16 protein-coding genes are annotated in these 18089 nt (G+C 68.8%); 10 read left to right on the forward strand and 6 right to left on the reverse strand.

Annotated features, from left to right (window positions below):
- Positions 1-12: 12 nt before the first annotated feature.
- The 3 genes from CEK69_RS14555 to CEK69_RS14565 all read left to right on the forward strand — a co-directional run bounded on the left by CEK69_RS14555 (position 13) and on the right by CEK69_RS14565 (position 5248).
- A complete protein-coding gene (locus CEK69_RS14555; protein ID WP_152246348.1) occupies positions 13-1494 on the forward strand; it encodes a leucyl aminopeptidase in 1482 nt (493 codons plus the stop codon).
- A 111-nt stretch (positions 1495-1605) separates the two neighbouring features.
- Positions 1606-2031: a DNA polymerase III subunit chi gene (locus CEK69_RS14560; RefSeq protein WP_026144777.1), complete on the forward strand. Its 426-nt coding sequence runs from the start codon at positions 1606-1608 to the stop codon at positions 2029-2031.
- A gap of 115 nt (positions 2032-2146) precedes the next feature.
- Positions 2147-5248 (forward strand): valine--tRNA ligase, encoded by a 3102-nt coding sequence (locus CEK69_RS14565; protein ID WP_152246350.1) that lies wholly within the window; start codon positions 2147-2149, stop codon positions 5246-5248.
- A gap of 447 nt (positions 5249-5695) precedes the next feature.
- On the opposite strand, the gene CEK69_RS14570 is transcribed toward CEK69_RS14565, so the two are convergent.
- The 4 genes from CEK69_RS14570 to pssA all read right to left on the reverse strand — a co-directional run bounded on the left by CEK69_RS14570 (position 5696) and on the right by pssA (position 9219).
- A complete protein-coding gene (locus tag CEK69_RS14570) occupies positions 5696-6850 on the reverse strand; it encodes a pectate lyase (RefSeq protein WP_017907928.1) in 1155 nt (384 codons plus the stop codon).
- Positions 6851-7466: 616 nt separating this feature from the next.
- Positions 7467-7955 (reverse strand): ribosomal protein S18-alanine N-acetyltransferase, encoded by a 489-nt coding sequence (rimI, locus tag CEK69_RS14575; RefSeq protein WP_010343574.1) that lies wholly within the window; start codon positions 7953-7955, stop codon positions 7467-7469.
- On the reverse strand, positions 7952-8428 hold the full coding sequence (locus CEK69_RS14580; protein ID WP_193314001.1) for an alanine acetyltransferase: 477 nt from the start codon (positions 8426-8428) through the stop codon (positions 7952-7954). The genes rimI and CEK69_RS14580 overlap by 4 nt, the downstream gene beginning before the upstream one ends.
- A 14-nt stretch (positions 8429-8442) precedes the next feature.
- Positions 8443-9219 (reverse strand): CDP-diacylglycerol--serine O-phosphatidyltransferase, encoded by a 777-nt coding sequence (gene pssA, locus CEK69_RS14585; protein WP_017913906.1) that lies wholly within the window; start codon positions 9217-9219, stop codon positions 8443-8445.
- A gap of 77 nt (positions 9220-9296) precedes the next feature.
- On the opposite strand from pssA, the gene CEK69_RS14590 reads away from it, so the two are divergent.
- The 3 genes from CEK69_RS14590 (at position 9297) to CEK69_RS14600 (ending at position 12185) form a co-directional block, all read left to right on the forward strand.
- Entirely contained in the window at positions 9297-9689 is a 393-nt protein-coding gene (locus CEK69_RS14590; protein ID WP_148828843.1) for a DUF4124 domain-containing protein, read from the forward strand.
- 89 nt (positions 9690-9778) lie between these two features.
- Positions 9779-11473: a proline--tRNA ligase gene (locus CEK69_RS14595; protein ID WP_152246354.1), complete on the forward strand. Its 1695-nt coding sequence runs from the start codon at positions 9779-9781 to the stop codon at positions 11471-11473.
- A gap of 250 nt (positions 11474-11723) precedes the next feature.
- Positions 11724-12185 carry an H-NS histone family protein gene (locus CEK69_RS14600; protein ID WP_148828841.1) on the forward strand — a complete coding sequence of 154 codons (462 nt, stop codon included), beginning with the start codon at positions 11724-11726 and terminating at the stop codon, positions 12183-12185.
- A gap of 59 nt (positions 12186-12244) precedes the next feature.
- Here the strand turns inward: CEK69_RS14600 and CEK69_RS14605 are convergent, their stop codons facing one another.
- Complete coding sequence (locus tag CEK69_RS14605) at positions 12245-13504, reverse strand: threonine/serine exporter family protein (protein ID WP_017907457.1); 1260 nt, start codon at positions 13502-13504, stop codon at positions 12245-12247.
- Between the two features lie 100 nt (positions 13505-13604).
- On the opposite strand from CEK69_RS14605, the gene CEK69_RS14610 reads away from it, so the two are divergent.
- From CEK69_RS14610 to CEK69_RS14625, 4 genes are all read left to right on the forward strand, one after another.
- Positions 13605-14717, forward strand: a complete 1113-nt coding sequence (locus CEK69_RS14610) for an ABC transporter permease (RefSeq protein WP_010340194.1) — start codon at positions 13605-13607, stop codon at positions 14715-14717.
- A gap of 81 nt (positions 14718-14798) precedes the next feature.
- Positions 14799-15620: an ABC transporter ATP-binding protein gene (locus CEK69_RS14615; protein WP_017914623.1), complete on the forward strand. Its 822-nt coding sequence runs from the start codon at positions 14799-14801 to the stop codon at positions 15618-15620.
- Between the two features lie 4 nt (positions 15621-15624).
- Entirely contained in the window at positions 15625-16551 is a 927-nt protein-coding gene (locus CEK69_RS14620; protein WP_152246356.1) for an MlaD family protein, read from the forward strand.
- Positions 16548-17222 (forward strand): ABC-type transport auxiliary lipoprotein family protein, encoded by a 675-nt coding sequence (locus CEK69_RS14625; protein WP_017907454.1) that lies wholly within the window; start codon positions 16548-16550, stop codon positions 17220-17222. Before CEK69_RS14620 ends, CEK69_RS14625 begins: the two co-directional genes overlap by 4 nt.
- A 287-nt stretch (positions 17223-17509) precedes the next feature.
- Here CEK69_RS14625 and CEK69_RS14630 read toward each other — a convergent pair whose 3' ends face one another.
- A complete protein-coding gene (locus CEK69_RS14630) occupies positions 17510-18085 on the reverse strand; it encodes an alpha-ketoglutarate-dependent dioxygenase AlkB (protein ID WP_152246358.1) in 576 nt (191 codons plus the stop codon).
- Positions 18086-18089 lie beyond the last annotated feature (4 nt).

Below are 18089 nucleotides of genomic sequence, written 5' to 3' on the forward strand. Positions count from 1 at the left end.
GGAATCTGATCAATGGCCCTGGAATTCACCCTGAACCACGACGCCCCGGCCACCGCGGCGTTCGACTGCATCGTCGTCGGCGTGTTCGCCGACAAGCGCCTGTCCCCGGCCGCCCAGGCCCTGGACGCGGCCAGCGGCGGACGCCTGACCGCGCTGGCCGAGCGCGGCGACGTCAGCGGCAAGACCGGCGCCACCGCCCTGCTCCACGACCTGCCCGGCGTGCAGGCGCCGCGCGTGCTGACGGTGGGCCTGGGCGACGCCGCCAAGTTCGGCGTGCCGCAATACCTGAAGGCGGTCGGCGACGCCGCGCGCGCCCTCAAGAGCGGGCCGGCGGCCAGCGCGCTGCTGACCCTGAGCGAGCTGGAGGTCAAGGGCCGCGACCAGGCCTGGGCGATCCGCCAGGCGGTGATCGCCAGCGACCACGCCTGCTACCGCTACACCGCCACCCTCGGCAAGAAGAAGCCCGACGACAGCGGCCTCGCCCGCCTGGCCGTGCACGGCGACGACACCACCGCGCTGGCCCAGGGCGAGGCGATCGCCGCCGGCGTGAAATTCGCCCGCGAACTGGGCAACCTGCCGCCGAACCTGTGCACCCCGGCCTACCTGGCCGAGACCGCCGCCGCCTTCGCCCGGGGCGTGGACGGCGCCGAGGCCGAGATCCTCGACGAGACGCAGATGCAGGAACTTGGCATGGGCTCGCTGATGGCGGTGGCGCGCGGCTCGGCCAACCGCCCGCGGCTGCTGGTGCTGAAGTGGCATGGCGGCGGCGACGCCCAGCCCTACGTGCTGGTCGGCAAGGGCATCACCTTCGACACCGGCGGCGTCAACCTGAAGACTCAGGGCGGCATCGAGGAGATGAAGTACGACATGTGCGGCGGCGCCAACGTCATCGGCACCTTCGTCGCCGCGGCGACCGCGCGCCTGCCGCTGAACCTGGTGGTGGTGGTGCCGGCGGTGGAGAATGCGATCGACGGCAACGCCTATCGCCCGTCGGACGTGATCACCAGCATGTCCGGCAAGACCATCGAGGTCGGCAACACCGACGCCGAGGGCCGCCTGATCCTGTGCGATGCGCTGACCTACGCCGAACGCTTCAAGCCGGCGGCGCTGATCGACGTGGCCACCCTCACCGGCGCCTGCATGGTCGCCCTCGGCCACCAGACCGCCGGCCTGATGAGCAAGCACGACGACCTGGCCGCCGAACTGCTGGCCGCCGGCGAGCACGTGTTCGACCGCGCCTGGCGCCTGCCGCTGTGGGACGAGTACCAGGGCCTGCTGGATTCCAGCTTCGCCGACGTCTACAACATCGGCGGCCGCTGGGCCGGCGCGATCACCGCCGGCTGCTTCCTGTCGCGCTTCACCGAAGGCCAGCGCTGGGCGCACCTGGACATCGCCGGCGTCGCCAGCGACGAAGGCAAGCGCGGCATGGCCACCGGCCGCCCGGTGGGCTTGCTGTCGCAGTGGTTGCTCGACCGCGTTGCGGCCGGGAATTGAGAAGCGGGAATCGGGAATCGTGAAAAGCGCATTGTCTGACTCAACCGGAGGCGGCGCACGCGCCGCTACCCGCTGTTCCCATTCCCTATTCCCCATTCCCCACTCCCAGCCCTGATGCGCGCCGACTTCTACCTGATCGCCAAGCCGCGGTTCCTCAACGAACCGCTGCGGCTGGTGTGCGAACTGGCGCGCAAGGCCAACGACGCCAACCTGTGGACGCTGGTGCTGGCGCGCGACATGGCCCAGGCCGAGGAGCTGGACGAGTTGCTGTGGGCGTTCGATGCCGACGCCTACATCCCGCACCAGATCGCCGACGCCGATGCCGACGAGGAAGAGGCGCAGGTGCTGATCGTCCCGCCCGGCGTCGACGCGCCGCAGCGACCGCTGGTGATCAACCTGCGCGATGCGCCCTACCTGGGCGCCTGCGACCGCGTCCTCGAAGTGGTGCCGGCCGACCCGTCCGCGCGCGACCCGCTGCGCGAGCGCTGGAAGCAGTACAAGGCCCAGGGCTACGCGGTCAGCAAGCACGATATGTGATGAAGCGGAGAATCGGGAATGGAGAATCGGGAATCGTTTCTCCAAGCGCCGCATTGAGGCGGCCCCTGCTCTGCGCTCCATCGATTCCCCATTCCCGATTCCCGATTCCCAGCCCATGACCACCCTCGCCTCCAGCTACGATCCCACCTCCTTCGAATCGCGTCTGTACGCGCAATGGGAAGCGTCCGGTTACTTCGCGCCGTCCGGGAAAGGCACGCCGTACACCGTGCTGCTGCCGCCGCCGAACGTGACCGGCACGCTGCACATGGGCCACGCCTTCCAGCAGACGCTGATGGATGCGCTGGTGCGCTACCACCGCATGCGCGGCTTCGACACGCTGTGGCAGGTCGGCAGCGACCACGCCGGCATCGCCACCGAGATGGTGGTGTCGCGCAACCTGACCCTGGAAGGCAAGGGCGAGACCCGCGATTCGCTGGGCCGCGACGGCTTCATCGCCAAGGTCTGGGAGTGGAAGCAGCATTCCGGCGACACCATTGAGCGGCAGATGCGCCGCCTCGGCACCTCGGCCGACTGGTCGCGCAGCACCTTCACCATGGATCCGCAGCCGTCGGCGGCGGTGATCGAGGCCTTCGTGCGCTGGCACGAACAGGGCCTGATCTACCGCGGCCAGCGCCTGGTCAACTGGGACCCGGTGCTGAAGACCGCGATCTCCGACCTGGAAGTGGAGAACGTCGAGGAAGACGGCTTCCTGTGGTCGATCGCCTACACACTGGACGACGGCGCCAGCTACGAACACGTCGAGCACGACGCCGACGGCAACGAGACCCTGCGCGAGACCCGCGACTACCTGGTGGTCGCCACCACCCGCCCGGAAACCCTGCTCGGCGATACCGCGGTGATGGTGCACCCGGAGGATGCGCGCTATGCGCACCTGATCGGCAAGACCGTGACGCTGCCGCTGACCGGCCGCCGCGTGCCGGTGATCGGCGACGACTACGTCGACCGCGCGTTCGGCACCGGCGTGGTCAAGGTGACGCCGGCGCACGACTTCAACGACTACCAGGTCGGCGTGCGGCATGGGTTGCCGATGATCAACGTTTTGGACGATTCAGCACGTATCGTCCATACCGCCCGCACCCAGTTGCGCATGAATACGCCACTGACTAGGTCGGCACCGGGCGCTCCAGACAATCTTTACTACCCCAACATCGACGATCCTGATGGCGATATCACCATGCCATCTAACTTGGCGGGCCTGGATCGCTACGACGCGCGCAAGGCGGTGCTGGCCGATCTGGAAGACCTCGGCCTGCTGGTCGAAACCAAGCCGCACAGGCTACAGGTGCCGCGTGGCGACCGCACCGGCCAAGTGATCGAGCCGTATCTGACCGACCAGTGGTTCGTGAGGATGGACGCGCTGGCCAAGCGCGGCCTGGAGCTGGTCGAGTCCGGACAGATCCAGTTCGTGCCGCCGAACTGGATCAACACCTACCGTCACTGGATGGAGAACATCCAGGACTGGTGCATCAGCCGCCAGCTGTGGTGGGGCCATCGCATTCCTGCCTGGTTCGACTACACGGGCGAAGCACACGTCGGGCGTAGCGAGGCTGAAGTGCGCGAGAAGCTCACGCACAAGATCAGCGAGTGCCAAAAGCGCATCATCCAGGCGGCGCTCGATCAGCGCACCGACGACGATGCATCGGCCGAAAAAGCGCATCTTGAGAAAATTCTAGAGAGTGGATTCACCCAGGACAGCGACGTGCTGGAGACCTGGTTCTCCTCGCAGCTGTGGCCGTTCGCGACCATGGGCTGGCCGGATCCGCAGGCGATGGCCGAGCGCGGCTTCGACCGCTACCTGCCGTCGAGCGTGCTGGTCACCGGCTTCGACATCATCTTCTTCTGGGTGGCGCGCATGATCATGGCCACCGACAGCTTCACCGGCAAGGTGCCGTTCCGCGACGTCTACATCACCGGCCTGATCCGCGACAAGGACGGCCAGAAGATGTCCAAGTCCAAGGGCAACGTGCTCGATCCGCTGGACATCATCGACGGCATCAGCATCGAGGACCTGGTCGCCAAGCGCACCACCGGGCTGATGCAGCCGCGCATGGCCGAGAAGATCGAGAAGGCCACGCGCAAGGAATTCCCCGAGGGCATCATCGCCCACGGCGCAGACGCACTGCGCTTCACCATCGCCGCGCTGGCCGGCCACGGCCGCGATATCAAGTTCGACCTGGGTCGCGCCGAGGGCTACAAGAACTTCTGCAACAAGCTGTGGAATGCCAGCCGCTTCGTGTTGATGAATACGCGCCAGGAAGATGTGGACGCAGCGACCATCACGAACGCGTCGCCACGCGCCCATGCGGCGAACCACGCGGACACCGCTTCGAATGCCGGTTCAGCCTCGCTTGCACCGGTCACCGATGCCGAGAAGTGGATCCTGCTGCGCCTGCAGGCGGTCACGGCCGAGGCGCAGGCGCAGTTCGCCGCGTACCGCTTCGACCTGCTGGCGCAGTGCCTGTACGAATTCGCCTGGAACGAGTTCTGCGACTGGTTCCTGGAACTGGCCAAGCCGGCGCTGAGCGGCGACGATGCGGCCGCCGCCGACAGCACCCGCCACACCCTGCTGCACGTGCTGGAAACCCTGCTGCGCCTGCTGCATCCGCTGACCCCGTTCCTCACCGAGGAACTGTGGCAGCAGGTGGCGCCGCGCCTGGGCATCGCCGCGCCGACCATTTCGCTGCAGCCGTACCCGGAGGCGGCGGCGATGGACGTGGCCGCCTACGCCGGCGCCGCGGCCGACGTGGAATGGCTGAAGGCGATGGTGTCGGCGCTGCGCCGCGTGCGCAGCGAACTGCAGGTGGCGCCGTCGCGGCAGGTGCCGCTGCTGCTGCAGGGTGGCCAGGCAGAAGACCGCGCGCGAATCGAACGTTTCGCCGCGCAGCTGCGCTTCCTGCTCAAGCTGGAATCCATCCAGTGGCTGGACGACGGCGCGCCGTCGCCAGCCGCGGCCACCGCGATCGTCGGCGAACTGACGCTGCTGGTGCCGCTGGAAGGCCTGGTCGACCTGGATGCCGAACGCCTGCGCCTGGACAAGGAGATCGCCCGTGTCGCGTCCGAGAAGGACAAGAGCGAGGCCAAGCTGGGCAAGTTCACCGACAAGGTGCCGCCCGCGGTGATCGAGCAGGAACGCCAGCGCCTGGCCGACTGGAGCGCGCAACTCGACGGTCTGCGCGCGCAGCGCGCCAAGCTGTAGCGCGAGCGATTGGGCCGCCTCCGCCCATCACGGCGGTGGCGGAGGCATCATCATGCAGTATCGCGCGTCTGACGAATGCGCGATGTGGGAGGGACTTCAGTCCCGACGCGCTGCACCATCAGACGGCAAGCAATACTGTCTGTCGTGGCCGAAGCCGCTCCTGAAGCGGGTCCCCGTCGTTATTGGATCCGCTCTGGAGTCGCTCCCACAGAAATTCTCGGCGAGTTGTTTGGTGCACTGGTGGAAGGACTTAGCCCAGACTGCTATCGAAGCCGGTGGCGATCTGCACTTCGCTCGTCGCGACTGAAGTCGCTCCCTCAGTTGGCTCCCACAACGCACCTGCGACGAGCGCGGCCAACGTTGAAAGCGGCTCTGCGCCCGAGCACTGGCATTCCACGCAACAAGCACACCGCCGCCCGGCCTTCCAGGCGGCGGCGTAGCGATCCCTCAGAGCTTCCCGGCGCCGGCCTTGGCCTTGACGTCCGCCGCCACCTTGTTCGCCGGCAACAGCGAATAGGTGTACGGCGGGGTCCAGCCGATGTTGTTGTTCCAGGAACAGTTCAGCGCCTGGCCGTTGAGCAGCGAGCCGAAATCGCGGTAGACGCTGCCGCCGTAGTCGGCCGCGATCTTGTCGCAGCTGCTCACGCCGCTGATGTCGAAGACGTTGTTCTCGGAGAAGATCTTCGATTCCTTGCCGACGCCGTGCGCATAGGAGAACGGATACACCGCATTGCTGGTGCTACCCACGTGGTAGTTGTTGTACAGGTGCACCTGGCCGAAGCGCACCCGCGGCGCGCGCGCGGAGATGTTCTCGAACAGGGTGTTGTGGATGGTCACCTTGAGCTTGCCGCTGTCGGTGCTGGAGGCGCTGTCGCTGGAGCCGATCAGGTTGTTCTTCTCGTGCGACTTGAACACCGAGTACGACACGGTGACGTAGTTGGCGCCTTTCTTGATGTCCAGCGCGCCGTCGTGGTGCTGCTTGGGGCGGCCGTTGGCGGTGCCGTTCTGGTCGTCGGTGCGGCGGCCGTCGGTGAAAGTCACGTGGTCCACCCACACGTTGCTGGCGCCCTCGATGGTCATGCCGTCGTATTCGGAGTTCCAGTTGCCGGCGCTGCCGTCGTTCGGATCCCACACCGGTTGCGGATCCCATGGATTCTCGATGGTCAGGTTGCGCACGATCACGTCGTTGGCCTTGACGTAGAAGTAGCCCTCGCGGATCTCGGCGTTGCTGCCGACGCCGATCAGCGTGGTCTTGGTGGGCACGTCCAGGCGCGCGCGGCTCTTCATGTCCGCGGTGGTGCTGTACGGCGTGCCTTCGCTGATGTCGATGATGCCGTTGACCTTGATGATGCGGCCGTTGCTGCCGGCACTGGCCTTCAGCGCGGCCTTCAGCTGTGCCGCGGTGCTGACGCTGTAGACGTCGGCCGCGGCGGCCTTGGAACCGCCCTTGGTGCCGCCGTTCTGCGTGGCCCAGCCGGTGCTGGCGACCTCCAGGCTGGCGTCGGCATGGGCGGCGCCGGCCAGGCCGGCCAGGCACAGGGCCAGGCCGAACGTGCGCAGCGGCGAGCGCGGCGATGAAGCGATGAGGGACTGCGTGGTCATCCTGGAAACCTCGTGAGCGTGCGTGGTTTGGACGCAGGCGCGCGCGCTCCGCAGCAGCGGAATGCACGGCGACGTCTGCGCGATCGCTGTCCCCTCGGACAACTGCGGGTCATGCCTTCGTGGGAGGCAGGCGCCGAAGAGGCGCGCACTGTAGGCAGCGCGTGGCACGTGTAAAGAGGCGTTGGAGAAACGCGCGATCCAACCGCGCAATGTGTGAACCACGTCGCACGAATCGCCTGCGCGCGCCAGGGCGACGCGGCACCATCGCTGCAGGACAACAACGCTGTCCCACCGACAGAAGGCGACATTGCGGAAGCCGCCTGCGACAGCGCAAAAACACCGAAAGCCGCAAACGGCAGGTGGCAGCCGCCGGGCCTCGCCCATCGACACGCAGCACGCAGGTGCGATTGCCACAACGAACCCTGCCGGCACCATCGCAAACCGCCTGCAGCGGCATCGCCAGGATCAGGTTGGGGGACGCATGCGGCACAGCGCCGTCGCGCCGGCCGGGAGTAGGCCGGTATCACCTACACCGGCGCTTGTGCCACCGCCTTCCGCATCCAGGCGGCAGCACTCGAACGAAACCGCACGCCGCCCGCGGCGGACGCGCAGGAGCTCAGGACATGCCGTCGAAGAACAGCTCGATCGCCATCACCAGCGCGTCCTCGCGGCCGTTCGCGGCCGGGTAGTAGCGCGGGCGGCGGCCGATCTCGTTGAAGCCTTCGCTGTGGTACAGCGCGATCGCATTGGGATTGGACGGCCGCACTTCCAGGAACACCCGGCGCGCGCCGAGATCGACGCCGTACTTGATCAGCGCACGCAGCAGCAGCCGGCCGTAGCCGCGCGACTGCCGCTCGGGCGCCACGCAGACGTTGAGGATATGCGCCTCGTCGGCGGCGACGCTGATCACGCCGTAGCCGACGATCGTGCCCTCCTCCACCAGCACCCAGCCCGGGTAACCGGCCTGCAGACAGTCGCGGAAGATGCCGCGGGTCCAGGGGAACGGATAGGCGCGGCGCTCGATCTCCATCACCGCGTCCAGGTCGGCCTCGCGCAGGGCGCGCAGCGTGGCCGGCGGCGCCGACGCCGAGCCGAGCGCGCTCATCGCGGCGCCCGCTTGCGCAGCGCGCGCAACTGCGGCCACAGCGCGCGTTTGGCCGCCGCATTGCCGCGCAGTTCGTCCAGCGGCCAGGTCGCCATCAGCGCCTGCGTGGCCGGATCGTTGGGATTGAGTCCGGAGGCGCGCAGCAGGGCGATCTGCAGGCGGTCGGGCAGGCGCAGCCCGACCCGGCGCGCCCCTGCCGCGGGCGCCGCACGCACGGAATCCGGCTGCACCGCCGGTGCCGGGGGCGCAGGTGCGCGACGCCGCTCCGGTGCGTCGCCGGCCGGCATGTCGGCGGCATGGCCGCCACGCGGCGGCGCCGATGCCGATGGCGCGCGCTGCACCGGCGTCGCCGGCTCGGTCGCCGGCGACGGGACGGGCTCGGGCTCGACCACGGCCGCGGCATCCACATACACGGTGTGGCCCAGCGCCTGCAGCCAGCCGACCTGTTCGGCCGACCACAACGGCGCATGCATGGACGCGGGCTCGCTCATGCCGCGTCCGGCACCTTGCGCCAGCGCCGCCACAGCCACAGGCACGGCCCGGACAGCGCGTACAGCACGCCGATCGCCAGCAGCGCCCGGGCCAGGTCGATGACCAGCACTGCCAGCACGATCGGCGCCAGCACCAGCATCAGGAACGGCACGCGGTCGGTGCGCGGGCCCTTCTCGCCACTGCCCTTGAAGCTCCAGAAGCGGATGCGGCTGACCATCAGCAGCGCCGCGGTCACGGTCAGGCCCAGCGCCACGTAGCGCAGCTGTTCGCCGTCCCAGCCCAGCGAGCCGTCGGCGAAGGACCACACGAAGGCCATCATCAGCCCGGCCGCGGCCGGACTGGCCAGGCCCACGAACCAGCGCTTGTCGACCGTGCCGACCTGGGTGTTGAAGCGGGCCAGGCGCAGCGCGGCGCAGGCCGCGTACAGGAACGCCGCCGACCAGCCGACCCGGCCGAGCATGCTGCCGTCGAACTTCAGCGCCGACAGCGACCAGTGGTACATCACCAGCGCCGGCGCCATGCCGAAGCTGACCAGGTCGGCCAGCGAGTCGTACTGCACGCCGAATTCGCTGCTGGTGCCGGTCAGCCGCGCCACGCGCCCGTCCAGCCCGTCCATCACCGCGGCCACGAACACCGCCACGCTGGCGTGCACGAACTGGCCGTTGGCGGCGGCGATGATGGCGTAGAAACCGGAGAACAGGCCGGCGGTGGTGAACAGGTTCGGCAGCAGGTAGATGGTGCGCGAACGGGGGGGCGGTCGGGATGGGTCCATCCCGCCAGTCTAATCGACTTGCCAGGCCCGTCGGCGGGTGCTGCAATCGGCGCTCCCGCCGCGCCCTGGAGACCGAGATGCGCGCCCTGCCCCGGTTTTGCTGCCTGCCCCTGCTCGCCGTCAGCGGCATGCTCGGCGCCACCACCCTGTACCAATGGAAGGACGCGCAGGGCGTCACCCACTATGCCGAGACCCCGCCCCCCGGCGGCAAGTACCAGGTGCGCAAGGTCGACACCCGTGGCGATGCCCCGACCGAGACGCCCGAGGCGGCCCCGGCCGAGAACGCCAAGTGCCTGACCGCGCGCAAGAACCTGGACATCCTCGACAAGCCTGGCAAGATCACCACCGACAGCGATGGCGACGGCAAGCCGGACGGAGAACTGGACGAATCCCAGCGCGGCGCGCAGAAGGCCTTGGCCGAGGCCGCGATCAAGGCCTACTGCACCCCGGCCGCCGCACCCGCCAAGTAAGCCGAACGCGCGCGGCCGGCCGCGGGCGATGCCCGCAGCGCCGGCAATGACTGGCAAAATGGGCGACCCGCCGTCTGCGAAGCCCCTCGATGCGCCTTTCCCAGTTCCACCTGCACACCACCAAGGAAACCCCGGCCGACGCCGAACTGGTCAGCCACCAGTTGATGCTGCGCGCGGGCATGATCCGCAAGCTCGCCTCCGGCCTGTACACCTGGTCGCCGCTGGGCCTGCGCGTGCTGCGCAAGGTGGAAGCGGTGGTGCGCGAGGAAATGAACCGCGCCGGCGCGGTGGAAGTGCTGTTCCCGACCATCCAGCCGCGCGAGCTGTGGGACGCCACCGGGCGCTGGAGCAAGTTCGGCGGACTGATGCTGCGCATGCAGGACCGCAAGGAACAGGACTACTGCTACAGCCCGACCGCCGAAGAGGCCGCCGCCGATTTCGCGCGGCAGGAGCTGAGCAGCTACAAGCAGTTGCCGGTCAACTTCTACCAGATCCAGACCAAGTTCCGCGACGAGATCCGCCCGCGCTTCGGGGTGATGCGCGCGCGCGAGTTCCTGATGAAGGACGCCTACTCGTTCCACATCAGCGACGAGGACCTGGCGCGCGAGTACGAGAACATGAAGGCGGCCTACACCCGCATCTTCACCCGCCTGGGGCTGCAGTTCCGCGCGGTGCAGGCCGATTCCGGCGACATCGGCGGCGACGCCTCGCAGGAGTTCCATGTGCTGGCCGCCTCCGGCGAGGATTCGCTGGCGTTCTCCACCGGCTCGGACTACGCGGCCAACGTCGAAGCCGCCGTCGCCGCGGCACCGGCCCCGCGCCCGGCTGCCTGCGAGGAGCTGCGCAAGGTCGCCACGCCCACCCAGAAGACCTGCGAGGCGGTGGCCGAGCTGCTCGGCCTGCCGCTGCAGCGCACGGTCAAGTCGGTCGCGGTGATGGCCGGCGAGACCTTCGTGCTGGCGCTGGTGCGCGGCGATCACACGGTCAACGAGATCAAGCTGGGCAAGGTCGCCGGCCTGGCCGGCTACCGCATGGCCAGCGAGGCCGAGATCCTCGCGCACCTGGGCAGCGAGCCGGGCTTCCTCGGCCCGCTGGGTCCGCGCCAGCCGATCCGCGTGGTCGCCGACCGCGACGTGGCGGCGCTGGCCGACTTCGTGGTCGGCGCCAACGAACGCGGCTTCCACCTGGCCGGGGTCAACTGGGGCCGCGACCTGCCGGAACCGGACGCCGTCGCCGACCTACGCAACGTGGTCGAGGGCGAGCGCGCCCACGACGGCGGCGAGATCCGCCTGGCCCGCGGTATCGAGGTCGGCCATGTGTTCCAGCTCGGCCGCCAGTACGCGCAGGCGCTGGACGCCACCGTGGTGGACGAGAACGGCAAGACCGTGACGCTGGCGATGGGCTGCTACGGCATCGGCATTTCCCGCATCGTCGCTGCGGCGATCGAGCAGAACCACGACGACGCCGGCATCCGCTGGCCGCAGCCGATGGCGCCGTGGACGGTGGCGGTGTGCGTGATCAATCCCAAGCGCGATGCGGCGGTCGACGCCGCCGGCGAGGCGCTGCTGGCCGAGCTGCAGCAGGCCGGACTGGACGCGGTGCTGGACGACCGCGGCCTGCGCCCCGGCGCGATGTTCGCCGATATCGAATTGATCGGCGTTCCGCACCGGGTGGTGGTCTCGGAGCGGGGCCTGGCCGCCGGCACCTTCGAATATCGCGCGCGCAGCGGCGGCGATGCCGAACACCTGGATCGAACCGCCTTGCTGGCACGCCTGCAGGCGTGACGAAAGGGGCCGGGAGGATATCCCGGCCCTTTTTCTTTACGCCGCCGTCACGCGTTATGGGGGAAACCAGGCGGGTATCGGCGCAATTGAATACGCCCGGCATGGATCCATAAGGACATATTCCAACGCCATCGCAACTGGAAATACCCGGCGCGAATAAGCCGAATATTTGTCAAGGCGATTCCGCATCATTATGATTCTGCGCTGCCAGGGAATGGCGGAAGGCCACCACCCATTTTCCGGAGTAAAGATGACCATCGATCTCAGCGGCCTGTCGGCCAAGCAATTGGGCGCGCTCATCAAGACCGCCAAGAAGCAGCAGTCCATCGTCGCCAAGCGCACTCCCATCGCCAAGGTCCGCACCCAGCTGACCCGCCTGGCCAAGAGCCACGGCTACAGCATCGAGGAAGTCTTCGGCGGCGCCCCCGCCGCGCGCGGTCGCAAGGCCGGCAAGCCGGGTCCGAAGCCGGGCCGCAAACTGGGCAAGGTTCCGCCGAAATACCGCAACCCCGCCAATGCCGCCGAAACCTGGACCGGCCGCGGCAAGCAGCCGCGCTGGCTGGCCGATCTGGTCGCCAAGGGCAAGAAGGTCGACGATTTCCTGATCGCCGGCGGCGCCGCCAAATCCGCCGCGCCGGCCAAGAAGACCGCCAAGAAGGCGGTCAAGCGCGTCGCCAAGAAGGCCAGCAAGAGCGCTGCGCCGAAGGCCTGATCCGCCACGGCAACCGCAGTCGAAACGCCGGCGCATGCCGGCGTTTTTTATTGCCGCATTCAAAGATTCTTGCGCGCCGGCACCAACAGATTGCCGAACAGCAGGCCGGCGACCAGCGCCATCACGATATTGGTCACCGTCAGCAGCGCCGATTGCCCACCGAGCACGTCCTGCTGCTGGACCAGGGTCAATAGCCCGCGCAAGCTGGCACTCCCCGGCACCAGCATGATGATGCCCGGCAACCGGACCAGCGCACCCGGCCGGTGCACGATGCGTCCGAACAGATTGCCGGCCGCGGTCAATACCATCGCCGACAGGAAGATGCCGACCGGGCTGCCCCAGGCGTCGCCGGCGAAGCGCGCGATCGCGTAGCCGGCCACCGATGCCGCCATCACGAACGGATAATCGCGCAGGCTGGCCTTGAACAGCAGGGCGAACGCGTAGGCGGCCACCAGCAGCGAGGCCCATTCCACCCAGCCGTGCTGCGGCCGCGACGCCCGCACCATCGGCTCCAGGCCCAGCAGTTGCGCCAGGGTCACCGCGATCACCGCGCCGACGGTCAGCTTGACGATGGTGGTGACCGCGCCGGCGAAGCGCGCCGTGCCCGAGACCCAGTGCTGGCTGGTGAGTTCGTTGACCGCATTGGTCAGCGCCATACCCGGCAGCAGCACGACCAGCGAGGCGATGATCACCGTATTGAGATTCAGCGGCGCCACGAAACTGGCCACCAGGGTCGCGACGAAACCGGCCAGCAACGCCGCCAGCGCGTCGTTGGCTTCCTTGGTGGCCGGGCGCTTGTCGGTGAGCTGGGTGAGCACACCGATCAGCAGGCCGATCGCGCTGGCGGTGGCGATGTCCAGCCACGGCAGGCGCCACAACCCGGCCACGCCGGCCGCGGCCAGGCCGAAGCCGAGCACCTGCATCGCCATCCAGCGCCGCCCCGGCGGCTGGTCCAGCTGGCGCAGCGCGGTGTGGCCCTGGGCCACGCTCATGCGCCCGCTGGCCACGTCGTCGGCGATGCGGTCGGCGACGCTGAGCTTGTGCAGGTCGTTGTCGCCGGGCGCCAGCCGCACCACGCGGGTGATGTCGCTGGAGCCGATCGCCTTGGTCGGGTCGCTGAAGCTGAGGATCAGCCCGGTCGGGTTGGACCAGGGTTCGCAGTCCAGGTCCAACTGCTGCGCCAGCGCCACCACCGCCGCCTCCAGCCGCTGCGCGGTGGTGCCGTAGGTGTGCAGTCGCCCGGCGATGTCGGAAACGAAGGCGATGCGCTGCGCGTAGGTCGCGTTGGCGGAGGGACTGACGGTGGGAGCGGCGGGCATGTCGGCTAGTATGGCGCGAACGCCGCGCCCGGCCACCCCGTCGCGATCACCACATTTGCAACACGGGCGAAACAGGTATGCTCGCGCACCGGACGCCCCCATGATCGAACCGCAACCGCCCAAACTCAGCCAGGACGACCGAGACCCCTCGCGGGTGCGGCTGACCGGCAGTTGGACCCTGGCCACCGCCCTGGCCTCCTCGGAAGTGCTGCGCGGCATGCCCGCCGGCACCACCGGCATCGACGCCAGCGGCATCGGCCAGCTGGATTCGGCCGGGGTGCTGCAACTGATGCGCTACGCCACCCGCAACGGCATCGCCCACGAGGCGCTGGATTTCCGCCAGGACCACCGCGCGCTGGTCTCGACCATCGAGGACGTCGCCGACGACCGCCCCAAGCGCAAGCGCGACTATGGCTTCGCCGCGGCGCTGGAACGCCTGGGCTACGCGGTGCACCGCAACGGCAAGGAAATCGTCGCCCTGGTCGGTTTCCTCGGCGAGACCCTGGTCAAGCTGCTGCGGCTGCTGCACGCGCCGCGCCGGTTCCGCCTGACCGCCACCGTGCACCACATGGAACAGGTCGGCCTGGACGCGGTGCCGCTGGTGGCGCTGCTGTCGTATCTGGTCGGCGCGGTGATCGCCTTCCTCGGCTCCACGATCCTGCGCGACTTCGGCGCCGAGATCTACGTGGTGGAACTGGTCAGCATCGCCTTCCTGCGCGAGTTCGCGGTGCTGCTGACCGCGATCGTGCTGGCCGGGCGCACCGCCAGCGCCTTCACCGCGCAGATCGGCGCGATGAAGGCGCGCGAGGAGGTCGATGCGATCCAGACCCTGGGCCTGGACCCGATGGATCTGCTGGTGATCCCGCGGCTGGTGGCGCTGCTGCTGATGCTGCCGCTGCTGACCTTCGTGGCGATGATCGCCGGCCTGGCCGGCGGCGTCACTGTGGGCGCCTTCGACCTGGGCATCCCGCCGCAGATGTATCTGGCGCGCATGCACGACACCATTCAGATCCGGCACATGCTGGTGGGCCTGTCCAAGGCGCCGATCTTCGCCATCGTGATCGGCCTGATCGGCTGCCTGGAGGGACTGCGCGTTGAAGGCACCGCGCAGTCCGTCGGTGAGCGCACCACCTCCAGCGTGGTGCAGACGATCTCGCTGGTGATCATCATCGACGCGATCGCCGCGCTGTGGTTCATGAACATGGGGTGGTGAGTTGAAGCCGGGAATCGGGAATCGAGAATCGGGAATGGGGAACGCCGGCCGCGTCAGCGACGTCGACCGGGAGCGCATGCCTTGACCATTCCCGATTCCCCACTCCCGATTCCCGACCAGGAACTGGCCATCTCCGTGCGCGGCCTGGTCAATCGCTTCGGCAGCCAGACCGTGCACGAGGAGCTGGACCTGGACGTGCGCCGCGGCGAGATCCTCGGCGTGGTCGGCGGCTCGGGCACCGGCAAGTCGGTGCTGATGCGCACCATCCTCGGCCTGCGCGAGCCCGATGCCGGCAAGATCCAGGTGCTCGGCGTGGATACCGATTCCGGGCGCCGCGCCGATCGCCTGCACGTGGAGCGCAACACCGGCGTGCTGTTCCAGGACGGCGCGCTGTTCTCCTCGCTGACCGTCGGCGAGAACGTGCAGGTGCCGCTGAAGGAGCATTTCGGCGAACTGCCCGACAGCTGGCACTACGAGCTGGCGCTGCTGAAGGTGAAGCTCGCGGGCCTGCCCGCCGACGCATTGAACAAGCTGCCCTCGCAGCTGTCCGGCGGCATGCGCAAGCGCGCCGGGCTGGCGCGTGCGCTGGCGCTGGATCCGCCGCTGCTGTTCCTGGACGAGCCCACCGCCGGGCTGGACCCGATCGGCGCGGCCGCCTTCGACCGGTTGATCCGTACCCTGCAGGAAGCGCTGGGCCTGACCGTGTTCCTCATCACCCACGATCTGGACACCTTGTACGCTATCTGCGACCGCGTGGCGGTGCTGGCCGACCGCAAGGTCATCGCCAACGCGCCGCTGGCCGAGATCGAGCAAGTGGACCATCCGTGGATCCAAGAGTATTTCCACGGCCCGCGCGCCCGCGCCGCGCGCGATGCCAAGACCGCCTGGACCGAGACCCCCTGAGCCCATGGAAACCAAAGCCAATTACGTGCTGATCGGCGCCTTCACCATCGTGGTGGGGATCGCGCTGCTGCTGTTCGGACTCTGGGCCGCCAAGTACTCCTCCGACCGCACCTGGCAGGAATACCGCGTGGTGTTCCGCGAGGCGGTGACCGGCCTGTCGGTCGGCAGCCCGGTGCAGTACAACGGCATCGCGGTGGGCTCGATCACCGAGCTGACCCTGGCGCCGAACGATCCGCGCCAGGTGGTGGCGCGGGTCCGGGTCAATTCGACCACGCCGATCAAGAGCGACACCCGCGCCAAGCTGGGCATCACCAGCCTGACCGGCCCGTCGATCATCCAACTGTCCGGCGGCACCCCGGAAGCGCCGGCGCTGACCTCGATCGACAACAGCGACGCGCCGATCATCCAGACCACGCCCTCGGCGCTGCAGAACATCACCGACACCGCCAACCGCATCGTCGAGCGCCTGGACGAGGTGCTCAGCGACCGCAACGTCGCCAGCATCACCGCCACCCTGCACAACCTGGAGACCATCAGCGGCGGCCTGGCCGACCGCGACCAGGGCATGCAGTCGCTGATCGTCAGCGCGCGCGATGCGGCGCGCAACCTGGACACCACGCTCAAGACCACCAACGGCACCATCCAGCGCCTGGACCAGAACCTGGTGCAGCAGTTGCCGCCGATCCTGGACAAGCTGGAGGACACGCTGAGCAAGCTGGATTCGGCCGCCGGCAATGCCGACAAGATCCTTGGCGAGAACCGCTCGGCGATCAACAGCTTCGCCAACGACGGCCTCGGCCAGCTCGGCCCGACCCTGACCGAACTGCGCGGCCTGATCCGCGACCTGCGCCGGGTCAGCGACCGCCTGGACAACAACCCCGCGCGCTACCTGCTCGGCCGCGACGCCCCGAAGGAGTTCAAACCCAAATGAAGCCGATGCGCGCCTTCCTCCTGCTCGCCGTGCCGGCCCTGCTGCTGGCCGGCTGTTCGCTGCCCGGCGGCAACAAGGAGCCGGTGACGATCTACGCGCCGGACGTGCGGGTCACCGCCGACCCGGCCTGGCCGCAGGTGAGCTGGCAACTGGCGCTGACCAAGCCCAGCGCCGCGCGCGTGGTCGACAGTTCGCGCATCGCGGTGCGGCCGACGCCCGACGAACTGCAGGTATATGGCGGCGTAAGTTGGGCGCAACCGGCCACCGACATGCTCGAGGACATGCTGCTGCGCGCGTTCGAGGATTCCGGGCGCATTCCGGGCGTGGCCCGGCTCGGCACCGGCATCCGCGCCGACTACAAGCTGCTGCTGGACCTGCGCCGTTTCGAATCGGACTACGCCGGGCGCGCGGTGCCGTCGGCCACCATCGAACTCAACGCCAAGCTGCTGTACAGCGCCGACCAGCGCGTGGTCGCCTCGCGCACCTTCCTGGTGACCCAGCCCGCCGCCGGCACAGCCGAATCGCAGGTGGTCGACGCCTTCGGCCAGGCCATGTCGCAACTCGGCCACGACGTGGTCGGCTGGACCCTGCAGCAGGGCCAGGCCGACGCCGCCACCGCGCTGGCGCCCAGCGTGCCACCGCCGGCCAGCCCGAAGCCGCCACGGCGCTGATGGCTCCCCTCTCCCACCGGGAGAGGGGTCGGGGGTGAGGGTGCGACGGCCGCGGAGCCGTCTTCTCCAGACACCTCCCTAGCCACCCAACCCTCATCCGCCCCTTCGGGGCACCTTCTCCCAAAGGGAGAAGGGCTCAAGGCTTCGCTCCCCTCTCCCACCGGGAGAGGGGTCGGGGGTGAGGGTGCGACGACCGCGGAGCCGTCTTCTCCAGACACCTCCCCAGCCACCCCACCCTCATCCACCCCTTCGGGGCACCTTCTCCCAAAGGGAGAAGAACTCAGGCATCACACGATCCTGCGGAAGGTCAGGTTGATCCGCTCCCCCACCGGCTTGGCCGTGCGCGGCAGCGCATGCCGGTACAGGCGTTGGGTCTCGCCCGCCATCAGCAACAGCCCGCCGGAGGTCAGTTCCAGCGCCTGGCGCAGTGCCGGCTGCTGACGATGGCGCAGCACGAAGCGACGCGTCGCCCCCAGGCTCAGCGAGGCGATCACCGGCGTCGGACCGAGTTCGCGCTCGTCGTCGCTGTGCCAGCCCATGGCGTCGCGGCCGTCGCGGTAACGGTTGGCGAGCACGCTGTTGAACGCCACTCCGGTCTCGGCCGCCAAGCGCGCGCGCAGCGGCAGCAGCGCCGCTGGCCACGGATGCGGCGCGAAGCGGGTGCCGGAATAACGGTAGCTGGCGTCGGCGTCGCCGATCCAGCAGCTCAGCCGCGGCGAATCGACCAGCTTGCCGAACAGGCGGATCCGGTGCACCTCCCACGGCACGTCCTGCAGCAACTGCGCGCACAGTGCCGCCGCCACGGCCGGGTCCAGCCACTCGGGATACCAGCGCAGATCGGCGCCAGGCAGGTCCAGTTCCATCGCG

This window comes from Xanthomonas sp. LMG 12462, from assembly GCF_009192885.1.
Taxonomy (GTDB): Bacteria; Pseudomonadota; Gammaproteobacteria; order Xanthomonadales; family Xanthomonadaceae; genus Xanthomonas_A; species Xanthomonas_A sontii.

Bases quoted from the DNA above. Each gene is read 5' to 3' on its own strand.
- CEK69_RS14555 (WP_152246348.1), top strand. From the start codon at position 13: ATGGCCCTGGAATTCACCCTGAACCACGACGCCCCGGCCACCGCGGCG.
- CEK69_RS14565 (WP_152246350.1), top strand. From the start codon at position 2,147: ATGACCACCCTCGCCTCCAGCTACGATCCCACCTCCTTCGAATCGCGT.
- CEK69_RS14570 (WP_017907928.1), bottom strand. From the start codon at position 6,850: ATGACCACGCAGTCCCTCATCGCTTCATCGCCGCGCTCGCCGCTGCGC.
- rimI (WP_010343574.1), bottom strand. From the start codon at position 7,955: ATGAGCGCGCTCGGCTCGGCGTCGGCGCCGCCGGCCACGCTGCGCGCC.
- CEK69_RS14580 (WP_193314001.1), bottom strand. From the start codon at position 8,428: ATGCATGCGCCGTTGTGGTCGGCCGAACAGGTCGGCTGGCTGCAGGCG.
- pssA (WP_017913906.1), bottom strand. From the start codon at position 9,219: ATGGACCCATCCCGACCGCCCCCCCGTTCGCGCACCATCTACCTGCTG.
- CEK69_RS14590 (WP_148828843.1), top strand. From the start codon at position 9,297: ATGCGCGCCCTGCCCCGGTTTTGCTGCCTGCCCCTGCTCGCCGTCAGC.
- CEK69_RS14595 (WP_152246354.1), top strand. From the start codon at position 9,779: ATGCGCCTTTCCCAGTTCCACCTGCACACCACCAAGGAAACCCCGGCC.
- CEK69_RS14600 (WP_148828841.1), top strand. From the start codon at position 11,724: ATGACCATCGATCTCAGCGGCCTGTCGGCCAAGCAATTGGGCGCGCTC.
- CEK69_RS14605 (WP_017907457.1), bottom strand. From the start codon at position 13,504: ATGCCCGCCGCTCCCACCGTCAGTCCCTCCGCCAACGCGACCTACGCG.
- CEK69_RS14610 (WP_010340194.1), top strand. From the start codon at position 13,605: ATGATCGAACCGCAACCGCCCAAACTCAGCCAGGACGACCGAGACCCC.
- CEK69_RS14620 (WP_152246356.1), top strand. From the start codon at position 15,625: ATGGAAACCAAAGCCAATTACGTGCTGATCGGCGCCTTCACCATCGTG.
- CEK69_RS14625 (WP_017907454.1), top strand. From the start codon at position 16,548: ATGAAGCCGATGCGCGCCTTCCTCCTGCTCGCCGTGCCGGCCCTGCTG.
- CEK69_RS14630 (WP_152246358.1), bottom strand. From the start codon at position 18,085: ATGGAACTGGACCTGCCTGGCGCCGATCTGCGCTGGTATCCCGAGTGG.